The organism is Actinokineospora sp. NPDC051303, from assembly GCF_055586285.1.
Genome location: NZ_JBVJIN010000003.1, coordinates 1 through 4,025, shown reverse-complemented (window position 1 = coordinate 4,025; position 4,025 = coordinate 1). Strand labels below are relative to the sequence as shown.

Sequence of the window (4,025 nt, the reverse complement as noted above, 5' to 3'; positions counted from 1 at the left end):
AGCGGGACCAGCGACCTGGTCCGCTGAGATCGCGGCCTTCTCGATGTTCTCGGCGGGCGGGGCGGCGGCGGGTTCGCGGACAGGTTCGTCCGTGGCCTCGGCCTGGTCCGCCACTGCCGCATCGGTCGGCTCGGCAGCGCCCGCGTCGGCGTCCGGGGTGGCGTCGTCCTCGATTTCGAGGGTTTCCCCGGGCAGGGCTGCGGCGATCTCCGACTCGTCGGCGCCCAAGGTGAAGGCGCGCTCGGCGGCGTCGGTGTCCTCGTCGTCGTCGGCCTGGGCGGCGTGCAGGAACCAGCGGATGGCCTCATCCGTACGGCCCGCGGCCTCCAGGTTGTCCGCGTAGGCGTAGAACAGCCGCGCGCTCCACGGGTCCCGCCGCTTCGGATCAAGGTCGGGCCCCTGGAGGCTGACCACCGCGGCGTCCAGCTGCCCCATGTCCCGGCGCGCGCCCGCACTCACGATGCGCAACTCCACGGCCACCTCGGCGGGCAGGTCCTTACCGGCTTCCTTGGCCAGTTCAAGGGCCCGCTCCGGCCGTCCGAGAGCGCGCTCGCAGTCGGCCATCACCGCGATGTGGGCGTTGCCCCCACTCATCCGCCGCACGGCCCGCAGCTCGGACAGCGCCTCAGCCCACTCCCCCGCGTGGTAAGCCGTCAGCCCCGCGGCCTCCCGCACCACAGCGACCCGCGACGCGCGCTCCCGCGCGTACCGGGCGTGCACCAACGCCCGCTCCGGGTCCTCGTCGATCAGCATCCCGGCCGCGACCAGGTGCCGCCCGACCAGTTCGGCCAACGACTTCGGCAGACTCCGCAGCCCCGCCCGCGCCTCAACGTCGAGCGCGCTGTACTCCGCGCCTTCCGGCACCGGAGGCCCACTGACGACCGGCGCGACATCCCGCTCATCCCGCCGAGCACCGCCCCGGCCATCCTCGCCGCGAGCACCACGCGAGTCCTCGCGCCCACCGCCCCGGACGTCATCCCCCGGACGCCCCCGGCCATGGTCACCCCGGGCATCGCCACCGGCCCGCCCACGCGAACCACCGCCCCGGGCATCCTCGCCCCGACGCCCACGAGACTCATCGCCCCAAGCACCCGCCTGGCGCCCACGCGGCTCGTCACCCTGCCCGCCAGGGGCATCCACACCCCGACCGGTCCAAGCACTGTCACCCTGGTGCCCGCGCGGCCCGTCGCCCTGGCCGCCGTGAGCATCATCGCCCGCAAGCCCACGCGACTCGTCGCCCTGGTCGTCCCGGGCACCGCCGCCCAGGTGCTCACGCAGCTCGTCGCCCTGGCTACCCCGGGCGCCGTCGACCGCGTGCGCACGCGGCTCGTCGTCGCCCTGGCCGCCTCGGGCATCCTCGTCCTGAAGCCCACGCGGCTCGTCGCGCCGGGAGTCGTCGCTGCGGCCACCGTGTGACTCGTCGCCCCAGTTGTCAGGCGCGTCGTCACCCGCGCTTCCCAAAGCGTCTGCTGTGTCGCGGGCTTGCGGGATGTCAGCTCGGGCCGGAACTTCCGCACCTCGGTCGCCGCGCACGTCGCCGTCGGAGGCGTCCCGCGCGTCTTCACCCGGGTTGGTCCGCGGGACATCGCCGCGAGATCCCTCGCCAGCCGCGTCGGCGCGAGAAGCCTGCTGGTCGCGATCGGTGATTTCCGAGGCGTCCGGCTGGGAAGCGTCCGAACGCCGGGGGGTCACCTCGACAAACCGGGCCTGCTCAGTGGATTCGGGCCGCTTGCCCGCCGCGGCGTCCTGGCCCTGCCGGTCCAGGTAACGAGAGTCGGCACGGTCCCCGCCATCGCGGTAGCCGCTCGCGCGGTTGTCGTCCCGGCGCTGGTAGCCGCCCCGATCGGAACCCTTGCCGGACGCCCCGTCGCCACGGGGATATCCGCCCTTGCCTGGGGTGTCCCGACGCTGAGATCCACCGCGGTCGTCGGAACCGCCCCGGTCAGAACGGAACCCAGGCTTGCCGCCACGGGAACCCGCCCCCGGCCGATAGCCGCCACCCGACGACGGGGAACGGTCAGAGCGGTAACCACCGGCACCCCGGTCATCCGAGGAACGACCACGCGAGTCACGATCCCCCGAGGACGCCCGGTCCGACCGGTACCCGCCGGAATCCCGCCCACCCCGGTACCCACCGGAATCACGGTCCCCCGCCGATCCGCGATCCGACCGGTACCCGCCACCGGAACGGTCACTTCCGGAATCACGGCCACCAGCACCGCCCCGGTAACCACCGGAGTCGCGCCCGCCAGAACTTCCACGGTCACCGCGGTACCCGCCGGACTCACGCCCGCCACCAGAAGAATCGCGGTCGGACCGATACCCCGAATCGCGTCCACCCGACGCGCCACGACCGCTCGGAGCCCCTCGATCAGAGCGATACCCGCCCGAGTCCCGACCGCCAGACGAATCCCGGTCCGACCGATAGCCACCCGAGTCGCGACCACCGGAAGCGCCCCGGTCGGAACGGTAGCCAGCAGACCCACCGCTGCCGCCCGAAGAACCCCGGTTGGCGTTGTAGCCACCCGAAGCGCGCCCGCCAGTCTCCCGTTCCGAGCCATACCCTCCCGACTCGCGCCCACCCGAAGAACCACGATCAGACCGGTATCCACCGGAATCGCGCCCACCGGAAGAATCCCGATCAGAGCGGTATCCACCGGAGTCACGCCCTCCCGAGGAACCCCGGTCGGAACGGTAACCCCCGGACGCACTGCCACCAGAGGAATTACGGTCGGAGCGGTATCCACCGGAATCACGACCGCCAGAAGTGCCCCGGTCGGAACGATAGCCACCGGAAGCCCCGCCGCCACCTGCGGAACCGCGATCGGAACGGTACCCGCCGGACGCGCCACCACCAGAAGAATCGCGGTCGGAACGGTAACCGCCCGAGTCGCGACCACCCGAAGAACCACGGTCAGAGCGATAGCCGCCGGAAGCGCCGCTGCCAGAGGAACCGCGATCGGAACGATAACCGCCAGAGGTACCGCTGCCGGAAGAATTGCGGTCAGAGCGGTAACCACCAGAGGCCCCGCCGGACGAACCGCGGTCCGAACGATTGCCGCTGGAGGAACTCCGGTCGGAACGATAATCACCGGAGGCACCGCCACCGGAGGACGTGCGGTCGGAGCGGTAGCCACCGGAGTCACGGCTACCGGAAGAATTGCGGTCAGACCGGTAACCACCGCCTGCGGAGCCGCGGTTGGCGTTGTAGCCACCGGAATCTCGGTTGCCGGAAGAGTCGCGGTTGGGGCGGTAGCCGCCAGCGTCGCGGTTGCCGGAGGTGTTGTTCTTGGTGCGGAAAGTGTTGGGTTTGCGGTCGCCGAAGGAACCTCGGGAGTCGCGATCGCCCGCCGTGTCGCGGTCCGGGCGATTGCCGCCTCGGGGGTCACGATCAGAGGGGGCGCCCCGGTAGCCGCCGCGGTCGGCGCCGGTGGTGCGGTTGGGGGCGGAGCGGAAGCCGCCGCGGTCCCGGTTGGCGGAGGTGGGGCGGTAACCACCCCGGTCACTGGCGGAACCGCGGTTCCCGGAGCGGCCGGAGCCGCCCTCCTGGGCGTCGCCCCGGCGGTTCGCGCCGCCGCCCTGCTCGCCTCTGCGGTCGCCGCCGCTGTTGTTGCCGCGGTCCGTGCCGCCTCGTCGCCCGAACTCCGACACCGTGATCCTCCCGCGTGCGGATTACCCGCAACATACTCCAACGACACCGAAGGGGCTTGTGGTCGGGTACACGCTTCGCGTGCCCCACCACAAGCCCCTTCGGGAATGATTGTCCGGCGGCGTCCTACTCTCCCACACCCTCACGAGTGCAGTACCATCGGCGCTGGCAGGCTTAGCTTCCGGGTTCGGGATGGGACCGGGCGTTTCCCCACCGCTATGACCGCCGTAACACTATGAAACAATAACCTCAACCCCGAACCCAACACCCAAACAGGGTGGTGGTGGGGGTGGTTGGTGTCTCAGACACCGCACAGTGGATGCGTAGCATGTTTGTAACAAGCCCTCGGCCTATTAGTACCAGTCAACTCCACCCG

At 71.2% G+C, this 4,025-nt stretch carries 2 protein-coding genes and 1 rRNA gene; 1 reads left to right on the top strand and 2 read right to left on the bottom strand.

What is annotated here, in order from left to right:
- A partial coding sequence (locus tag ACZ6SD_RS03265) for a hypothetical protein (RefSeq protein ID WP_465315254.1) occupies positions 1-792 on the bottom strand: 792 nt, incomplete at its 3' end.
- On the opposite strand from ACZ6SD_RS03265, the gene ACZ6SD_RS03260 reads away from it, so the two are divergent.
- A complete protein-coding gene (locus ACZ6SD_RS03260) occupies positions 769-1,416 on the top strand; it encodes a hypothetical protein (RefSeq protein WP_465315253.1) in 648 nt (215 codons plus the stop codon). The two genes, ACZ6SD_RS03265 and ACZ6SD_RS03260, sit on opposite strands and share 24 nt — an antisense overlap.
- Before the next feature lie 2,346 nt (positions 1,417-3,762).
- Here the strand turns inward: ACZ6SD_RS03260 and rrf are convergent.
- Positions 3,763-3,879 (bottom strand): 5S ribosomal RNA (gene rrf, locus ACZ6SD_RS03255).
- Between the last annotated feature and the right edge of the window lie 146 nt (positions 3,880-4,025).